This window comes from Flavobacterium zepuense, from assembly GCF_007097145.1.
Lineage (GTDB): Bacteria > Bacteroidota > Bacteroidia > Flavobacteriales > Flavobacteriaceae > Flavobacterium > Flavobacterium zepuense.
This window is the reverse complement of sequence record NZ_VJVZ01000040.1, coordinates 1-1,030: the sequence shown is the minus strand read 5'-3', so window position 1 is coordinate 1,030 and position 1,030 is coordinate 1. Positions and strand designations below refer to the sequence as shown.

1 protein-coding gene is annotated in these 1,030 nt (G+C 40.9%); it reads right to left on the bottom strand.

All coding sequences use genetic code 11. The features are described 5' to 3' along the window. The coding region (locus FMM05_RS20900) for a RagB/SusD family nutrient uptake outer membrane protein (protein WP_143375364.1) at positions 1-943 on the bottom strand (943 nt) is incomplete at its 3' end. Positions 944-1,030: the final 87 nt, after the last annotated feature.

The window sequence follows — 1,030 nt, the reverse complement described above, 5'->3', positions numbered from 1 at the left end:
ATCCGTTAGCATTTGAAGTGAAGTAAATGTCCTTCCGCAAGTCTGAAGCGGAATAAAGGCTAATCAATGCCGTATCAACGCTATAAAGCCCGCCTGACCCATAGGTCACACGATCATAATCGACCCGTTGCTGGGTAAAATAGATTGTCTCTTCACTATTGTATGTAAAAGATGAGCCCCTTCTGATTTCTAGGGAATTATAATCAGTCAGTTTTGAATACAAGGCAAGGCATTTATCAGTATATAATTCTGCCTGCCCGTAATCCCGCATACTAAGGTAAACCCTTGCCAAAAGTGCATAGGAAGCTACTTTTGACGGGCGGTTCTTCTTACCTGTGATTATATCTTGTTGTAATAGTTCGCTTGATTCTAAAGCATCTTTAATGATTTGATCGTAAGCTTGCTCCACACTACTCCGAGGAACATTCATGGTTATATCTGAGCTTAGCTTCAAAGGTATGCCCAGATCAGTATTTGCTGTCTGGCGGTTGTAAGCTTTTGAGAAAGTGCTTACTAAAGCGTAAAAGGCGTAGGCTCGGTCAAAAAGCGCCCATCCTTTGATACGTTGTTTTTCAGGGTCATTAGTAATATCCTGCGTGGCCATGATATCAAGAACGTTATTAGAATAAAATATTTGGGAGTAAGGTGCCCGCCAGTCGCCTAATTGCGTTTCGCCTTCGTATACGTCAGGTTTCCAAATATAAGCGTTGCGAATTATTGGGTCTTGTAGGGACTGGTATAATGTGAAACTTGTAATGTAGTACTCGTCCGCTGATAACTGGGCAAGTGCAGGGGTAATATTCATCACACCGGTATTATCCAGCAGGTTTTCGAAATCCTGTGCCGTTTTAGGCAATACGAGCGTACTGTCCGGTTTTAAATCCAATTTTTTACCGCAGCTTAACAAAGTGGATATGGTTATTAATAGAATAAATTTTTTCATGTCCTTAATTAAAAATTCAGGTTAATACCAAGTGAACAACTAAAGGGGATTGGAATATTAGAGGAACCGTAGTCAGGGTCGATGTGT